Source organism: Actinospica durhamensis, from assembly GCF_018139695.1.
Lineage (GTDB): Bacteria > Actinomycetota > Actinomycetes > Streptomycetales > Catenulisporaceae > Actinospica > Actinospica durhamensis.
Window position 1 is genome coordinate 1 of record NZ_JAGSOG010000613.1, and the last position, 1,034, is coordinate 1,034.

2 protein-coding genes are annotated in these 1,034 nt (G+C 67.5%); both read left to right on the forward strand.

Annotated features, from left to right (window positions below; all coding sequences use genetic code 11):
* Nucleotides 1–88 precede the first annotated feature (88 nt).
* Entirely contained in the window at nt 89–637 is a 549-nt protein-coding gene (locus KDL01_RS41360; protein WP_212534183.1) for a transposase, read from the forward strand.
* Nucleotides 634–1,034 (forward strand): transposase (locus tag KDL01_RS41365; protein WP_438802028.1); only part of this gene is annotated, 401 nt, incomplete at its 3' end. The genes KDL01_RS41360 and KDL01_RS41365, both read left to right, overlap by 4 nt.

Here is a 1,034-nt window from a genome sequence, read left to right on the forward strand (position 1 = left end):
CTAGGCAGTGTTGGTGAATCTGACTATCTGTTGATGCTTTCTGGCTGCGGTTTTCGGCCTGTGGCTGGCGGGGCTGTAGAACTGGGTCATGGCGCGTGGTGATTTGACGGATGCCCAGTGGGAGTCGATACGCCGGTATGTCCCGGTTTCCCCGCTGGGCCGGCTGCCGCGGAATCTTCGCAAGCAGATCGACGGGGTGAACTGGCGGTTTCGCACCGGCTCGCCGTGGCGCGATGTGCCGGAGCGCTACGGCAGGTGGGCCACGGTCTACGACCTGCACCGACGCTACTGCGAGAACGGCACGTGGCTCGCCATCCTGCTCGGGATCCTCGCGGACGCCGAGGAGATCGGCGAGATCGACTGGTTCGTCTCGGTCGATTCCACCACCGTGCGCGCCCACCAGCACGCCTCGGGCGCGGCGGTCTGCGAGCAGGAGTTGCAGGCCGCGATGGACTGGCTGGACGCGAAGGCAAACCCGGCAAATCAAAAAACGAATCTTCCAGGACAGATAGAGCCGCTGGCGGCGTACAGCCGGGTGATCCCGCCGAACCTGAAGACGACACACGCCGCGAGCAGCGCAGACGCCGCAGGGCCCGGGCGCGCGCCGCGAAACTCGGCCGCTCCCGAGGAGGGCTGACCAGCAAGCTCCATTTCGGGTGCGACGGCAAGGGGCGCCCGTTCCCGGTCGTGCTGACCGCCGGCCAGGACGGGGACAGCCCGCAGTTCATCCCGGCACTCGAAGCGATCCGCATCCCGCGCCGACGCGGCGGCCCGCCACGCTCCAGGCCGCACACCGCAGCCGGCGACAAGGCCTACGGCTCTCGCGCGAACCGCACCTACCTGCGCAAACGCGGGATCAAGGCCGTCATCCCGGAGAAGGCAGACCAAAAAGCGGCCCGCGCCAAGAAGGGCCCGAAAGGCGGGCGGCCCCCCGCATTCGACGCCGAACTGTACAAGCGCCGCAACCTGATCGAACGATGCAACAACCGGATCAAGCAGTGGCGCGGCATCGCGACCCGCTACGACAAGCTCCC